The 15,161-nt window shown below is 40.6% G+C and carries 14 protein-coding genes; 7 read left to right on the forward strand and 7 right to left on the reverse strand.

Annotation, left to right across the window (positions count from 1 at the left end):
* Nucleotides 1-104 precede the first annotated feature (104 nt).
* Entirely contained in the window at nucleotides 105-293 is a 189-nt protein-coding gene (locus QMA00_RS12880; RefSeq protein WP_013464338.1) for a hypothetical protein, read from the forward strand.
* A 57-nt stretch (nucleotides 294-350) separates the two neighbouring features.
* Here the strand turns inward: QMA00_RS12880 and erpA are convergent, their stop codons facing one another.
* The gene (gene erpA, locus QMA00_RS12885; protein WP_002958911.1) at nucleotides 351-689 is read right to left on the reverse strand and encodes an iron-sulfur cluster insertion protein ErpA; all 339 of its coding nucleotides are present in this window, start codon (nucleotides 687-689) and stop codon (nucleotides 351-353) included.
* Nucleotides 690-927: 238 nt separating this feature from the next.
* Here erpA and QMA00_RS12890 point away from each other — a divergent pair, with 238 nt between their 5' ends.
* The 4 genes from QMA00_RS12890 (at nucleotide 928) to hemL (ending at nucleotide 5,508) form a co-directional block, all read left to right on the forward strand.
* Complete coding sequence (locus QMA00_RS12890) at nucleotides 928-2,610, forward strand: chloride channel protein (protein ID WP_036979682.1); 1,683 nt, start codon at nucleotides 928-930, stop codon at nucleotides 2,608-2,610.
* A 16-nt stretch (nucleotides 2,611-2,626) separates the two neighbouring features.
* Nucleotides 2,627-3,061, forward strand: coding sequence for a CopD family protein (locus QMA00_RS12895; protein ID WP_010391077.1), 435 nt, complete (start codon nucleotides 2,627-2,629; stop codon nucleotides 3,059-3,061).
* Nucleotides 3,062-3,172: 111 nt separating this feature from the next.
* Nucleotides 3,173-4,189 (forward strand): aspartate carbamoyltransferase, encoded by a 1,017-nt coding sequence (locus QMA00_RS12900; RefSeq protein ID WP_036979688.1) that lies wholly within the window; start codon nucleotides 3,173-3,175, stop codon nucleotides 4,187-4,189.
* A gap of 38 nt (nucleotides 4,190-4,227) precedes the next feature.
* The gene (gene hemL / locus QMA00_RS12905) at nucleotides 4,228-5,508 is read left to right on the forward strand and encodes a glutamate-1-semialdehyde 2,1-aminomutase (protein ID WP_024601882.1); all 1,281 of its coding nucleotides are present in this window, start codon (nucleotides 4,228-4,230) and stop codon (nucleotides 5,506-5,508) included.
* 64 nt (nucleotides 5,509-5,572) lie between these two features.
* On the opposite strand, the gene mrcB is transcribed toward hemL, so the two are convergent.
* The 3 genes from mrcB to QMA00_RS12920 all read right to left on the reverse strand — a co-directional run bounded on the left by mrcB (nucleotide 5,573) and on the right by QMA00_RS12920 (nucleotide 9,622).
* Nucleotides 5,573-7,906 (reverse strand): penicillin-binding protein 1B, encoded by a 2,334-nt coding sequence (gene mrcB, locus QMA00_RS12910; RefSeq protein WP_076922898.1) that lies wholly within the window; start codon nucleotides 7,904-7,906, stop codon nucleotides 5,573-5,575.
* Nucleotides 7,907-8,044: 138 nt separating this feature from the next.
* On the reverse strand, nucleotides 8,045-9,274 hold the full coding sequence (locus QMA00_RS12915) for an ammonium transporter (protein WP_013464333.1): 1,230 nt from the start codon (nucleotides 9,272-9,274) through the stop codon (nucleotides 8,045-8,047).
* A 9-nt stretch (nucleotides 9,275-9,283) separates the two neighbouring features.
* The gene (locus QMA00_RS12920) at nucleotides 9,284-9,622 is read right to left on the reverse strand and encodes a P-II family nitrogen regulator (protein WP_010391070.1); all 339 of its coding nucleotides are present in this window, start codon (nucleotides 9,620-9,622) and stop codon (nucleotides 9,284-9,286) included.
* Between the two features lie 351 nt (nucleotides 9,623-9,973).
* On the opposite strand from QMA00_RS12920, the gene QMA00_RS12925 reads away from it, so the two are divergent.
* Entirely contained in the window at nucleotides 9,974-11,491 is a 1,518-nt protein-coding gene (locus tag QMA00_RS12925; protein WP_076922897.1) for a carboxypeptidase, read from the forward strand.
* Between the two features lie 114 nt (nucleotides 11,492-11,605).
* On the opposite strand, the gene QMA00_RS12930 is transcribed toward QMA00_RS12925, so the two are convergent.
* Both QMA00_RS12930 and QMA00_RS12935 read right to left on the reverse strand, forming a co-directional pair.
* The gene (locus QMA00_RS12930) at nucleotides 11,606-12,025 is read right to left on the reverse strand and encodes an START domain-containing protein (RefSeq protein WP_354373256.1); all 420 of its coding nucleotides are present in this window, start codon (nucleotides 12,023-12,025) and stop codon (nucleotides 11,606-11,608) included.
* 205 nt (nucleotides 12,026-12,230) lie between these two features.
* Complete coding sequence (locus QMA00_RS12935; protein ID WP_076922896.1) at nucleotides 12,231-13,751, reverse strand: CYTH and CHAD domain-containing protein; 1,521 nt, start codon at nucleotides 13,749-13,751, stop codon at nucleotides 12,231-12,233.
* A gap of 212 nt (nucleotides 13,752-13,963) precedes the next feature.
* Here QMA00_RS12935 and QMA00_RS12940 point away from each other — a divergent pair, with 212 nt between their 5' ends.
* Nucleotides 13,964-14,569, forward strand: coding sequence for a TIGR04211 family SH3 domain-containing protein (locus QMA00_RS12940; RefSeq protein WP_076922895.1), 606 nt, complete (start codon nucleotides 13,964-13,966; stop codon nucleotides 14,567-14,569).
* A gap of 92 nt (nucleotides 14,570-14,661) precedes the next feature.
* On the opposite strand, the gene QMA00_RS12945 is transcribed toward QMA00_RS12940, so the two are convergent.
* Nucleotides 14,662-15,144, reverse strand: a complete 483-nt coding sequence (locus tag QMA00_RS12945; protein WP_016899359.1) for a winged helix-turn-helix transcriptional regulator — start codon at nucleotides 15,142-15,144, stop codon at nucleotides 14,662-14,664.
* Between the last annotated feature and the right edge of the window lie 17 nt (nucleotides 15,145-15,161).

Below are 15,161 nucleotides of genomic sequence, written 5' to 3' on the forward strand. Positions count from 1 at the left end.
ACGATGATTATCGCTCAACCCTGTTAGAATCTGGGATTAAAATGCGCTAGCCGTGATATAAGCCGTTTATTATTAACTTATTATTTGCTTAAAAAGGCTAAATCATGTTTAGACTACTTTTTTTACTGCCTATTATTTTATGCTTGGGCTGGTACTTTTTTTTACGCCATTATGCAATTCCAATCAAACAGGGTAAAAAAGGCTTTATCTATATTTTAGCTTTCTCTGCATTCGTACTTGGTTTTTTTGTGTTAATAATGCAAATAACAGAATACAGACCAACTGAGTTATGATTTTAAACACATAAAAAAACCGCTAATTAAGCGGTTTTTTTTCAAATAACGGTATCTTTACACGCTAAAACTAGCGCCACAGCCACACGTTGTTGTGGCATTAGGGTTAGAGACAAAAAAGCGTGCCCCTTCTAACCCTTCGGTGTAGTCTACTTCACCGTCAACTAAATACTGGATACTCATTGGGTCAATGACTAAGGTAACCCCGTTTTTAACAATTTCTAAATCGCCAGGATTCGCTTTTTCATCAAAAGTAAAACCGTATTGAAAACCTGAACAACCACCGCCTGTGACATAAACACGCAGTTTTAGATCTGGGTTTTCTTCTTCGTCGATTAACTGTTTAACACGCACAGCGGCTGCGTCGCTAAACTTAATGGGTAATTCTTCAGACATTTTATAACCCTCAATACCTTTATACTAATGCACGAGATTATCTAATACCTGAGTGTTTTAATCAAGTATAGTAAGCTCGCGTTTATAAGCTTTGATTAAAACAATGCGCGTTTAATCTGTTCAGTGAATCAATATACTATAAATTTAATTTAAATTAATCGGTTGTTAAAAATCTCAAGGACTTCCCTAGACTATTTTGATAAACTTGACGCCTAAAAATGCTACGGGGAAATAAAGCATGTGGCTTGAGCGACTGAGACGTCGATTAGCAAAACCAAAAACATCCGTACAATTATGCTTATTGGGCGTAAGTGCCGGACTAATTGCTGCATTTTTCATTATACTGTTTCGCCTAACCATTTTATTTTTTCAAAGTTTATTTTTAGAAACCCCTGACGACTTTACTACTCTCCCTACCCTAGAACGGGTATTAATGCCTTTGATTGCTGCACTTCTGATAGCCACATTTGCGGCTTTTACCGGCTTTAAACATTACCGCTTGGGTATCCCCTTTGTAATACACAGAATAAAACGTCATTACGGGCAAATGCCACTTTATAATACGGTTAACCAGTTTGTAGGCGGCGCGCTTGCACTGATCAGCGGTTTTTCTGTTGGCCGCGAAGGCCCCTCAGTTCACATGGGAGCAGCGGGGGCAAGCATATTAGCAAATAAACTACACTTACCCCACAACGCTATGCGTACCCTCAGTGGTTGTGGCGTTGCCGCGGGCATTGCTGCGTCGTTCAATACCCCCCTGGCTGCGGTTATTTTTGTAATGGAAGTCGTGCTCAGAGAATACAAAGTGCATATTTTTGTGCCGATTATGCTCGCAGCCGTTACCGGCGCATTAGCAACACAGTTTGTATTTGGTGAAGGCTCAGAACTTGCGCTAATAAGCATTGCGCCTTTAAGTGGTTGGCATTACCCCTATTTAGTTTTGTGCGGCATGGGATTGGGCGCGGTGGCTTATGCTTTTAATCAAAACTTAATGCTGATTATTAAAACCTTTAAACCACTTAGTATGTTTCCACGTTTAATAATTGCAGGGTGTATTGCCAGTTTAATTGCTTACGCAGTTCCACAAGCAATGGGCTCGGGTATGAGTGCGATAACTATTGCGGTTGAGTCACCAGAAAACATGCAACTACTCACCACTATTTTAATTGCTAAGTTATTAGCCACCTTATTTGCTATTGGCTTAGGTATTCCTGGTGGGTTGATAGGTCCGGTTATTGGGCTGGGGGTTTTAACCGGTACTTTAATGGCATTTTTTGCTCAATTTATTAGCCCCGGCACCGATATAGCCGGCACTTACGGGGTGCTGGGCATGGCAGGCTTATTAGCGGCCACACTACACTCCCCCTTAGCGGCACTGACCACCGTAATGGAGCTGACCTCGTCACCGGAAATTATTGTGCCAGCGATGATCGTCATTACTACCGCCTACGTTACAGCTTTACAGGTATTTGGTAACCGCTCCATATTTTTACAGCAATTAGACTTTCAAGGGCTTCCCTATCATGTCTCTCCCGCCACTGAAGCCTTACAAAAAGTAGGAGTGATGGATGACATGGATGAAGACTTTAAACTGCTCTACTCCGACGATAAAGAGCAAATAAAAAACAGTCTAGATGCCATGGACAGCCAAACACCATTAATTGTATTTGATGAAGAAAATGGTTATCGCCTAGCTGAATATGACTTAAGTTTAATGTCTGATCAGGCGGTCAATATAAAATACATTAGCTTACAAGGTATTAGCAGCCAAGCCACCCTTGCAGATGCATTTGAAATTTTGAATGATAAACGCAGTGGTGCACTTTATGTATATAACTTGCTAGATAATCAACAAATTATGGGATTACTAAGGTGGGATCAAATCCACCATATTTTAACCATACGTAACAGTTTACTTTAACAATAATGAGAACAATATGAGCGCATTATTAATCTACAAAACCTTGCACGTATTTTTTATGATTGCTTGGTTTGCCGGTATTTTTTACCTACCTCGACTTTTTGTTTATCACGCTATGAGTGAAGAAAAATCGTGTAACTCAATGCTAAAAGTAATGGAACGTCGGCTACTTTATTTTGTTACACCCTTTGCGGTGCTTACCGCAGTATTTGGCGTATTAACTATTGTTGAATACGGCCGCGAATGGTTTCGTTACAGCATGTGGCTGCATTACAAACTCGTGCTGGTGATAATTTTATATATTTATCATGGCTACTGTTTCAAATTGTTAGCTGATTTTAAACACGATAGAAATACTAAAAGCGATCGGTTTTATCGCATTTTCAACGAGCTACCCGTTTTAGCGCTACTCGTTATTGTCGCTTTGGCGATTATTAAGCCAAGCTTTTAGCAAAGGCTTATAAATTACGCTGCCAAGTCGCATACTAAGTTTGTATAATACGCGCGATTGCGTGCTCCTTTGTGGATTATCGCGCCTTTTTGAATAACTAGGAATAACCCCATGTTCAGTTTCCAAGGTGAAAATATACTCTCTGTTAATCAACTCGACCGAGACTGTATTGAACGCATATTTGCTGTGGCAAAAAAAATGGAGCCATATGCTAAAAAACAAAAGCGGACCAACGTGCTTGAAGGCGCTATTTTAGCAAATCTATTTTTTGAACCCAGTACACGTACTCGTGTTAGTTTTGGCACTGCGTTTAACTTACTCGGTGGACTAGTTCGTGAAACCACCGGCATGCAAAGCTCTGCGCTTGCTAAGGGCGAATCACTTTATGATACCGCACGCGTTATTTCAGCCTATGCTGATGCGGTTGCAATGCGCCACCCAGACTCAGGCTCGGTAGCTGAATTTGCAACAGGCTGCAGCGTACCAGTAATAAACGGTGGCGATGGCCCTAATGAGCACCCCACTCAAGCACTGCTTGATTTATTAACTATTGAGCGTGAACTTAACCGCTTCGATCAAAATATCGATGGTATGCATATTGCGCTAGTCGGCGATTTAAAATATGGCCGTACTGTTCACTCGCTATCAAAGTTATTATGCCATTACAAAGACATTAAGTTTTCGATGGTTGCCCCTAATGGCTTACAAATGCCTGACTCAATTTTATCTGCGGTTGAAAATGCCGGTCATAAAATTGAACTGGTAGATAAAATGGAAGGTAACTTAGCAGCCGATATCGTTTATCAAACACGAATCCAAGAAGAGCGCTTTCCGTCGCAAGAAGAAGCCAACAAGTACCGTGGTGGATTTAGAATTAGCCAGTCTATTTACAATAGCCATTGCAAACCTAATTCAGTATTAATGCACCCGCTTCCTCGCGATAGCCGTTTAGAGGCAAACGAACTTGATAACGACTTAAATGCTAACGACAATCTAGCGATATTCCGCCAAGTACAAAATGGCGTACTTATTCGTATGGCACTGTTTGCTTTAACCCTCGGCGTAGAAAACAAAGTCGAGCAGTATGAAGTAGACGTTCCTTGGTTTAGCCGCAAACGCGATAGCTAAGCTTTTAATTTTAAAGTGATAAAACAATAGGATTTTTCATGACAATTAGCCAAGACTTATTTAAACGAGCTCAAGACTCTATTCCTGGTGGCGTAAATTCACCAGTGCGTGCATTTAATGGTGTAGGTGGTACTCCGCTGTTTATTACTAAAGCACAGGGCGCGTTTACATTTGATGCTGATGGCAACCGTTACATCGATTATGTAGGCTCTTGGGGTCCAATGATTATGGGCCACAATCACCCTGAAATTAAACAAGCAGTGCATGACGCGGTAGAAAATGGTTTAAGCTACGGTGCACCTACTGAAGCTGAAATTTTAATGGCTGAAAAAGTAAAAGAGCTAGTCCCATCTATCGAAAAAGTACGTATGGTAAGCTCAGGTACAGAAGCAACAATGAGCGCAATTCGCTTAGCCCGTGGCTTTACTGGTCGTGACAAAATCTTAAAATTTGAAGGGTGTTACCACGGCCATGCAGATTCACTGCTAGTAAAAGCCGGCTCTGGCGCATTAACTATGGGTGTACCTAACTCTCCAGGCATTCCTGAAGATTTAGCTAAGCACACACTCACCGTTTCGTTTAACAATATTGAAGAAGTGAAAGCGATTTTTGCCAAGTACGCCGATGAAATCGCGTGTATTATTGTTGAGCCAGTTGCCGGTAACATGAACTGTATCCCACCAGTACCCGGCTTTTTAGAAGGTCTGCGTGAAGTATGTGATCAGTACCAATCTGTGCTTATTTTTGACGAAGTAATGACAGGTTTTCGTGTCGCCCTTGGTGGCGCTCAAGCGTATTACAACATCAAGCCAGACCTAACCTGTTTAGGTAAAGTAATTGGTGGTGGCATGCCTGTTGGCGCATTTGGTGGTAAAACAGAAATAATGGATTACATAGCCCCTGTAGGCCCTGTTTATCAAGCGGGTACACTTTCAGGTAACCCTATTGCGATGGCAGCAGGCTTAAAATCACTTGAACTACTAAGCGCTCCTGGCGTGCATGATAAGTTAGAAGCCATTAGTAAGGCGATTTGTGAAGGCTTTGAAGCCGCAGCTAAAAAAGCAGGTATTGCCTTAACGACTAACTACGCTGGCGGTATGTATGGCTTTTTCTTCACCGATGCAGAAAAAGTAACTACTTACAAACAAGCCACTGAATGTGATTTAGAGCGCTTTAAAAAGTTCTTCCACTTAATGCTTGAAGAAGGGGTTTATTTAGCGCCTTCAGCGTTTGAAGCTGGTTTTGTGTGTGCTGCGCACACAGAGCAAGAAGTTCAAGCAACGATTGAAGCGGCAGAGCGCGCTTTTGCCAAACTATAACGTTTAGCTCATAAGATCGCTTACCCATAAAAAAAGCCCTTTCGGGCTTTTTTGTTTTTACTATTTAACGAATACATTCTGGTCTTGGTTTAAACTCACTGGCTCTAAGCGGTAGCTGAATCACTTTGCCACAGCCCGGTGGTGCTTGCTTCCCAGTTTGCTCGTTTACAAATGCCCACCTAATTGAAGGCGGACGGGTATCGGCAATTGCTTGCGGGTTTAGCGGTTTTAAATAACGAATATAGATTTCAAGCGCGCCAACACTGCCAGTTAAGCCGGTGCTTTTATTATCGTCACGGCCTATCCATGCAACCGTTACTGTATTTTGATCAAATCCAGCAAACCAGCTGTCGCGTAATTCATTACTGGTACCTGTTTTACCTGCCAACTGAATCGACGGAAAATGTAAGTTTAAGCGCTTAGCGGTGCCATCTTTAGTTACTCGCTTCATAGCATATTTGGTCATGTACATGGCATCTTTATCAAAGCGTTGCTCGTTAATTACTTTGTGCTTATAAAGTACTTTACCAACAGAGTCGGTTAACGCAGAAATAGACGTCAGCTCTCTGTATTCACCGTCTGCTGCAATCGTGGTATAAAGCTGTGCCACTTCAAAGCTCGACATTTCAATAGCCCCTAATAGCAGCGATGGGTATTCATTAATATAGCCTTTAGCTCCTAAGCCCCTGAGCGTGTTAGCCACTTTATCGACGCCTACATCAAGCCCTAAGTTAACTGCCGGTATATTAATACTGTGGCTAAATGCTTTATAAAGAGGCATGGCACCACGGTATTGATGATCAAAGTTTTCTGGCTGCCATACTTTTCCCTCTTCGTTGGTGACTTGAACAGGTGAATCATCAAGTAACGTCGCTAAGTTATAATGAGGAAGCTGCAGTGCACTTAAATACACTGCCGGTTTAACTAATGAGCCAATATTGCGCTTGGTATCAAGCACCCGGTTAAACCCTGAGTAACGCACATCGCGTCCAGAGACTAACGCTGATACACCGGCTTTTTCAACATTAACGGAGATCATTGCCGCTTCTAATTCTTTGGTATTTGGACGCCTTTCCAAATAAGGTAAACTGGCCTGAATCGACTCTTCCATTGCGGTTTGTTTTTGCAAGTCGAAGTAGGTAAATACGCGCACCCCTGCATCTAACACTTCTTGATCAGGTAGCAGCTGTTTCAGCTCGCGATTAACCAACTCTAAGTAACCTGGGTAAGACTTTTGCAAGCTGGCTTTCATTGGTGCAATATCAATTGCGCGCTTTAACGAGGCTCTATACTCTTTAGTAGAAATAAGTTTGTTATCGACCATTAAACGCAGCACTAGGTCACGACGCTCCATAGCACGTTCTTTGTAACGTCTAGGATTGTAATAAGATGGGCCTTTAACCATAGCCACCAGCAAGGCAATTTGGTCGTACTCTAGTTCATCAACAGGTTTGGCAAAGTAAAACTCGGCGGCCAGCCCCATTCCATGTACCCCTTGGTTGTATGACTGACCTAAGTACACTTCGTTTAAATAGGCTTCGAGAATCTGATCTTTTGAGTAACGGTAATCAAGAATAAGCGCAATAAAGGCTTCATTAATTTTACGCACTAACGAACGCTCACGGGTAAGGTAAATATTTTTAGCCAGCTGCTGGGTTAATGTACTCCCCCCTTGTACGGTGCGCCCTGCGCGAATATTGGTATACAAAGCGCGTAAAATTGAAAATACCGATACACCGTGATGATCATAAAAATCGCGGTCTTCAACTACTAATAAGGTATTTTTAAGCATGTCAGGAAATTTATCTAATGGTACAAACTCTCTATCTTGTTTTGAGTCATTACCAATACGGGCTATTTGTACAGGCTCTAATCTGGCAGTGTTTAAACGACGGCCAAACTTATCTTTAATACTGGCTACCTTCTCTCCAGAGAAGCGCAATTCAATAACATGAGCGCTCTCTAAACCATCATAAAATTCAAAGTCACGGCGAAAAATCTTAATACTATTGGCTGTTTTAATATACTGCCCAGTCCGACTTAAGCGATTAACTGGCGTGTAGTTTAAGCGCTTAAGCTCCCATAAAACCTCTTGCTCTGATAAAAACTGGCCTGGAAAAAAAGTCATTGAGCGGGCATATACTTGTGCCGGAAGTTGCCATTTATTGCCTTCAAACTGGCGAGTTATTTTTGCATCAAGGTAAATAAAATAAAGTGCAATGGCGATAAAAGTCGCCAGACTCAGTTTCCAAAAAATAGAAAACAACGTTTTAAAAAGTGGCCGTTTTGCGGTGCTTAAAGTTTTTTTGGTCGCACTTTTTCGCGCCGATGATTTCGTTGACTTAGTAGCGCGCTTAGTCGAGGGTTTACTGGTCGATGTTTTCTTTTTTTCAGCCATTTAAGTGTAATATATTCCGAAGGTTAATTTAACGCGAGGAGCTTATCACATTACCTTAGCACCTGAAAAATTAACCTCCCCTGAAATCAAAAAAGCCCTAACAGAGTAGGGCTTTGATTGAACACACAATACTTTTAATTAATTACTTCTAACTGATACAAACTCTGGATAAGCATCAATACCACAATCGTGTTGATCCATACCGTTTAACTCTTCTTCTTCGGTAACACGAATACCCATAGTTTGCTTGAGGATTGCCCATACAATGAATGAAGCAATAAACACAAAACTAATAATACATAGTAGGCCAATCAACTGATTAACAATGCTGGCCTCAGCATTAGTAACCGGTACTAGCACGATACCTAGGATGCCACACACACCATGAACAGAAATAGCACCCACGGGATCATCAATCTTAGCTTTGTCCAGTGCGACAATACTAAGTATCACTAATGAGCCACCTAGTAAGCCAAATAAACACGCCATTAGTGGTGATGGTGATAATGGGTCTGCAGTAATAACCACTAAGCCTGCAAGTGCACCATTAAGTACCATGGTTAAATCGGCTTTGCCCCATAAAAGTTTACATAAGAACAAGGCTGAAATTGCCCCCATAGCTGCAGCAGCATTGGTATTAAGTAATATTTGACCTACCGCAGTTGCGTTTTCTTTATCTGAAATTAATAACTGTGATCCACCGTTAAAGCCAAACCAACCCATCCATAAAATAAATGTACCCAATGTAGCAAGTGGTAAGTTTGAACCTGGAATTGGGTAAATTTCACCATTTTTACCATATTTACCTTTACGTGCTCCCAGTAGAATTACACCCGCAAGCGCTGCAGCTGCACCGGTTGCATGGACAATGGCAGAGCCTGCAAAATCAACAAAGCCTAATTCAGATAAGAAGCCGCCACCCCATGTCCAGTAACCTTCAATTGGGTAAATTAATCCTGTTAGTACTACAGTAAACACTAAGAAAGCCCATAACTTCATACGCTCCGCTACGGCGCCAGATACAATAGACATGGCCGTTGCAACAAACACTACTTGGAAGAAAAAGTCAGATTCTAGTGAATGATTAGCATCTGCCGCTTGGCTACCTATTAGCCCACCAAACGAAGGAATAACGCCGCCTTCAACATTATCTACGTACATAATGTTGTAGCCTATCAACAAAAACATAGTACACGCGATAGAATAAAGCGCGATATTTTTAGTTAGAATTTCTGTGGTATTTTTAGAGCGCACTAAACCCGCTTCTAACATTGCAAAACCGGCTGCCATCCACATGACTAAGATGCCAGACATTAAAAAGTAAAACGTATCGAGCGAAAACTTCAGCTCTATAATTGTATTTTCCATGTTGCCCCCTTAAATTGCATCATCATCAAGCTCGCCAGTACGAATACGGACGATTTGGTCTAGGTCGTAAACAAAAATTTTGCCGTCACCAATTTTGCCCGTTCCAGCGACTTTGGTAATGGTTTCTACAACGCGTTGGCAATTTTCACTACGAGTAGCAATTTCAAGTTTAATTTTAGGTATAAAGTCAACCTGATATTCAGCACCACGGTATAACTCAGTATGCCCTCTTTGACGTCCAAATCCCTTAACGTCAACCACTGTCATTCCTTCGATGCCTAAATCAGCGAGTGCTTCACGCACATCATCTAGTTTGAATGGCTTTATTATTGCACTGATCATTTTCACAAAGGCCCCCTTAGGACGCTAGCTTGTTATTGTATTTCCTCTATACAATCCAACCTTTGTGCCATTTTTAAATTAATAATAAAAACATAAACTTAAAAAAATAAATAATATATAAAACAAAAAAGCGCACCATTTAGGTGCGCTTTTTTTATGCAAAATACTGCATTGGTGCGATATCAATGAAATACAAAGAAGGCGTTTAAAAAAAGTCTAACTATTAAACAAAGTTTATTCTTAACAGAGGTGGTTACTCGCTAACTCAACGATTATTATCGGCAGCTAGTCTCAATACTTTTGTTTTTTACTCAAATATCGCTATAACTGCAGTACATAAAATAAAAAGGGTCACTTATGAAATTTAGTCGAAGTCTATTTTTACCCATTGCCGCTATTGCGCTCACCCTAAGTAGCGCCTCGTTTGCCGATAATCAACGTCGTATTGATATTGACAGTAAAGTGGTTACCCAGCACAAAGCAAAAATAAATAATGAACGATTTTCTTACACAGTAGCAACTGGCACACAACCGGTATGGGATGACAAGGGAGACGCCATCGCAACCCTTCAATACACTTACTACACGCGCGATAAGATCGATGATAGAACAAAGCGCCCATTACTTATTTCATTCAATGGTGGCCCAGGCTCAGCGTCAGTTTGGATGCATTTAGCATACACCGGCCCACGCGTTTTAAAAATTGACGACGAAGGCTACCCTATTCAACCTTACGGTGTTAAAGATAACCCTTATTCGGTTTTAGACGTAGCCGACATCGTTTACGTAAACCCTGTAAACACGGGTTATTCGCGTGTCGTTGAAGATAAAGATGGTAACCTTCTACCAAAGGATAAACAAAAAGAGTTATTTTTTGGTGTGAATGCCGATATAAAATACCTAGCAGAATGGCTTAATACTTTTGTATCTCGAAATGAACGCTGGCGCTCTCCAAAATTTTTAATTGGTGAAAGCTATGGTACAACGCGTGTATCAGGCTTAGCGCATGAGCTACAAAATAGTCAGTGGATGTACATTAACGGTGTTGTACTCGTTTCACCTACCGATATTGGCATTAAGCGCGATGGCCCTGTAAAAGCCGCTAATCGCCTACCTTACTTTGCAGCTACAGCGTGGTATCACAAAGCACTAAACGCCGATTTACAAGCAAAAGACTTAGACGAGCTATTACCAGAAGTTGAACAATTTACTGTTGATGAGCTTATTCCAGCGCTTGCAAAAGGCGGGTTTATTGCCCCAGATGAAAAACGTCGTATTATTAAAAAAATGGCCGAATATTCAGGTCTATCTGAAACATTTGTTAGCCAAAATAACTTAGACATCCCGACACAATTTTTTTGGAAAGAGCTATTACGTGAACGCGGAAAAATGGTTGGTCGTCTGGATTCTCGTTATTTAGGAATTGATAAACGCGATGCCGGTGAATCACCAGATTACTGGGCAGAGCTTACATCGTGGCTGCACTCTTTTACCCCTGCAATTAACTACTACCTGCGTGAAGAGCTTAATTACAAAACCGATATCAAATATAACTTATTTGGTAACGTTCACCCATGGGATAGAAGCGGAAACAATACAGGTGAAAACTTGCGTTTAGCTATGGCTCAAAATCCGTATTTAAATGTGATGGTTCAAGCTGGCTATTTTGATGGCGCAACAAACTACTTTGATGCTAAATACACAATGTGGCAACTAGATCCAAGTGGCAAAATGCAAAATAGATTAAGCTTTAAAGGCTACCGTAGTGGTCATATGATGTACTTACGCCACGCAGATTTAGAAAGCTCTAACAACGACTTACGCGAGTTTATAAAACAGTCTTTACCCAAAGACGGTGAATCCGCTAAATACTAATTAGCTTATATCCACTTAAAAAAGTGACCACTTAGGTCACTTTTTTGCTTATAACCGCGGCAATTCGCCATGTGTGCAACCCCCAGTACGGATGATGGTTGGCTTTGCTGTGTACTACTTTGTCGTGAGTATTTCAGCTAGATTTATTAGCGTGTTAAAGGTGCTTTTTAGAGCGACTCGGTTATTTAGCCAATTAGGTATACTTCCGCCTGGTAACGCATAAACCTGATAGTCAATATGCAAGTTATTCGCTTGCTGAGTCAGTAACCACGTCGCATCTAATGTGCTTATTCTTATTACCCCTTTAGTTTTAGGTAAAAAATCAGGACGGGCATGAATACTAAGTTGAGTTTGCAACGCGCTGCGTTTCGTATAGCACGAATACGTGACTAAATCTCTATTTGCAACGGGCCAAGGGGAGTCAATAAAGCTGTAAACAAGGTTTTCTGAGGGGCTTAAATATTTCAGTAATTTTACTTTAGCAATATTTTCTATCCAGCGGGGAGCAGCATCGGTATCACTGAATAAGGCGATTAAATCTTCTGCTGTGGTATTTTCACCACCGTTTCAGCTTTCATTTTCAAGGTATCATCGCTCAAACGCTGAAAATAAATACTCACCCCCTGTTTACTCTCGTAAAGCTGCCAAGAGGGCTGTGAATACACATTGGTAACAAAACACAAAAGCGATAGGATAATGCACTTTTGCAACAAGTTAAGCGTGCAAAAGTGCTTAGCCATCAAAGCCAATACGGTTCTGTATCAAATGAAGCGTGTCGACTTTGTTCCATGGCACTGACTAAAAAGTCAGACTTTTGTTCCAACCATAGTTGTATTTTTGCTAGTTGAGCATCTTCTTGCCCGCCACACAGCTGTTTTAAATAATCAAGCGTGCTTAGCTCATACATACCATGAGAAATATCGAGCCAAGGAAGCCTAAATTCTAATCGTTCATCTTTATTAAACAGTGCACCTAAACAGTTACCACTGAGTAAGCTATTTTCTAACTGAGTACGAAAATTTAAATAATCATTGCCCGCTAAACTTTGCTCTTTAGGCAATAAGCGGTGTAAATTTTTCCAATCTTTATCAAATAAACGATGAGCAATATCAATAACGGGCTGCTCTGCATTTTGTAGCTCTGCTTGGCTCCAGTCTTTACGCCACTGCTTATTTATCAGCCACGTTGTTAAGCTCAGCAATAAACGGTTGTAGCGTGCACTATGAAAAAGCGCAAAAATATCATCAATACTCGGTTGTAACTCTTTTAAATCGTTAATAACTTGAGCTAAGGCGGGCGCACTGTTTATTTTTTTATAAAAAGCATGGCGCTTAGAAGTATAAGTTTTTAACTGAATGGCATTTTCAACCCATGCTAATTCACTCAATAACCACTTTAGCTCCGTTCTGAGGTGCTCGGTGCTGTCTTTACTGACAATATCATCAAATAACCAAAAGTTATGACGAATTAAACTAATACCGTCGGTTACACGTTTTAATGTTTTTAAACTTGGCTTATCGAAATAGCATTGCTCGTGTTTTTGCACAAAGCGAATACCAAACCCCATAGCTTCAATAAGGGCTTGCTCTTGAGTGGCTTGCTTATTAAGTTTCACAAAGCCGATTGATTTACTTGGTTGAAGCGGCGTGTCATCCGCAAGGCGGTAGCCTCTTGCTGCTTTTGAATAGAGCCCTAAACGAATGCAGTTTTGGCTCACTAATATATCTGCAAAAGCAAATAGCTCCTCACGACTACCTTCAACCAGCTCGATTTCAAGCTCGCTGATGATTTCTACCTTACCTGACGAAGCAATTTCACCTTTATCTAATACCACTTCAATTTTGGCACCATTTTGCGTTTCAATTAACCACGTACGGCGGATAAAATTAGTACTAAATATAGGGTAGAGGTTTTGTGATATAACATCAATTTGCATGCCGTGTGGCCAAATTGATGAATCAAACGCCATTAAATTAGGTCGATTTGTTTCTATGGGAAGGTTATATTCTGGACGTTGATGTAATCCCCCCACCACGTCTCCTGCAAGCTTAATTGTTTGCTCACAGCGCTCGTCTGTACAACGCGTTCTAAAGCCAATATCGAGTGCTCTCAGCTCTCTGCTTGGTGTATCATAATAAGCATTTTGCAAACTTTTAGAAGGTTTGTTTGTGACTTTTTTTGCAAATTGAGTAATTAGTGAGGGGATCAGTGGAATGACGTCATCTGATACCAAAAACTTCAGTTCTATCTCAGTATCCATTAGGCTTGCGGATTACCCTTAAAATTAATAAGTGCTCAAAATAAACAAAGCAGACCTATATTGCAAATTTTTTAGTCATAAACACGCAAGCAAAATGCTTTGGTTACAATATCTATCTTGCTATTAAACTATTAAATCCATACTATCTATATACTTATGCGAAATAAAAATCACGTTCACAACGGACACTGCTAGATTAACAAGGTAGATAAATGCTAAAACACTGTTTACTATGGCTGCTTTTAACAGCCGCCCCGTTTATGAGCCAAGCAGAGGAAGCTCAATCAACGCCGCCTACTAATGCTAAAACAGCTTATATAATCGATAACTTGTATACTTTTATGCGTTCAGGCGCCAGTAAAGACTATCGCTTACTCGGTTCTATTGATGCAGGCACGCAACTGACTTTATTATCTGATGAACAAAACGGTTTTATAAAAGTTAAAGATGATAAAGACCGTGAAGGCTGGGTAGAAGCTAAATTCATTAGTGAATCAGCTGGTTTAAAGCAGCAGTATCAAGCGCTTAACAGCGAAATTAGCACTATGCAAAATAGACTTCGTCAAGCGCAAGTTGAATTACCTGAGCTGCAAGAGCAAAACGCACAGTTAACCGAACAAAATGCTCAGCTGTTAGCACAAATAAGTCAATTACAAGACTCGCTTGCTCAAGAACAACAATTAAAGCAAGCAACCAGTGCTAAAGAAAAGCGTCAGCTACTCACTTATGGTGGTGCTATTGCATTTTTAGGTTTGTTCTTAGGAATTATTTTAACTATTGTGTTATCGCGCAGAAAACGCTATGAAGGTTGGGCATAAGCTTAACTTAATACAGCAGGCATAAAAAAAGCATCATATGATGCTTTTTTTATGCCTGCAATTTTTTATACCTGCAATAATGTACTCAAAGGTTACATATCTAAACGCAGTCCAGGGTCTTGTTTGATTTTTTCTATTACCATGTAAGTGTGGTGTGTGCCCACTCCCGGAATATCAACCAAATCACCTAATACTTCTCTGTATTCGTCCATATTAGAGACACGAATTTTTAATAAATAGTCGTAACCACCCGCTACCATATCACATTCAACAACCTGCTTAATTTTAAGAATGTGTTCGCGAAACACTTTAAATACCGCTGTATTTGAGGTGACTAACGATACCTGCACATGCGCCACTAAGCTTTGATTGAGCTTTTCCTCGCTTAACTTTGCAAAATATCCCTCAATGTAGCCTTCTTGCTCCAGACGTTTAACTCTATCTAAACAAGGACTAGGACTTAAATTCACTTGTTTTGCGAGGTTAACATTTGAAATTCTACCATTGCGCTGCAAAACGTCTAAAATTGATATATCGATACGATCAAGCAGGCGTAATCTATTCGGATTAGTCATATCAGTATTTTATATGG

This window comes from Pseudoalteromonas sp. APC 3694 (assembly GCF_030407565.1).
In the GTDB taxonomy this organism is placed as follows: Bacteria; Pseudomonadota; Gammaproteobacteria; order Enterobacterales; family Alteromonadaceae; genus Pseudoalteromonas; species Pseudoalteromonas tetraodonis.

Excerpts from the sequence above, each read along its gene's own strand:
- QMA00_RS12940 (WP_076922895.1), top strand. The coding sequence starts at position 13,964 with ATGCTAAAACACTGTTTACTATGGCTGCTTTTAACAGCCGCCCCGTTT.
- QMA00_RS12935 (WP_076922896.1), bottom strand. The coding sequence starts at position 13,751 with ATGGATACTGAGATAGAACTGAAGTTTTTGGTATCAGATGACGTCATT.
- erpA (WP_002958911.1), bottom strand. The coding sequence starts at position 689 with ATGTCTGAAGAATTACCCATTAAGTTTAGCGACGCAGCCGCTGTGCGT.
- QMA00_RS12925 (WP_076922897.1), top strand. The coding sequence starts at position 9,974 with ATGAAATTTAGTCGAAGTCTATTTTTACCCATTGCCGCTATTGCGCTC.
- mrcB (WP_076922898.1), bottom strand. The coding sequence starts at position 7,906 with ATGGCTGAAAAAAAGAAAACATCGACCAGTAAACCCTCGACTAAGCGC.
- QMA00_RS12880 (WP_013464338.1), top strand. The coding sequence starts at position 105 with ATGTTTAGACTACTTTTTTTACTGCCTATTATTTTATGCTTGGGCTGG.
- QMA00_RS12900 (WP_036979688.1), top strand. The coding sequence starts at position 3,173 with ATGTTCAGTTTCCAAGGTGAAAATATACTCTCTGTTAATCAACTCGAC.
- QMA00_RS12890 (WP_036979682.1), top strand. The coding sequence starts at position 928 with ATGTGGCTTGAGCGACTGAGACGTCGATTAGCAAAACCAAAAACATCC.
- QMA00_RS12945 (WP_016899359.1), bottom strand. The coding sequence starts at position 15,144 with ATGACTAATCCGAATAGATTACGCCTGCTTGATCGTATCGATATATCA.
- QMA00_RS12915 (WP_013464333.1), bottom strand. The coding sequence starts at position 9,274 with ATGGAAAATACAATTATAGAGCTGAAGTTTTCGCTCGATACGTTTTAC.
- hemL (WP_024601882.1), top strand. The coding sequence starts at position 4,228 with ATGACAATTAGCCAAGACTTATTTAAACGAGCTCAAGACTCTATTCCT.
- QMA00_RS12895 (WP_010391077.1), top strand. The coding sequence starts at position 2,627 with ATGAGCGCATTATTAATCTACAAAACCTTGCACGTATTTTTTATGATT.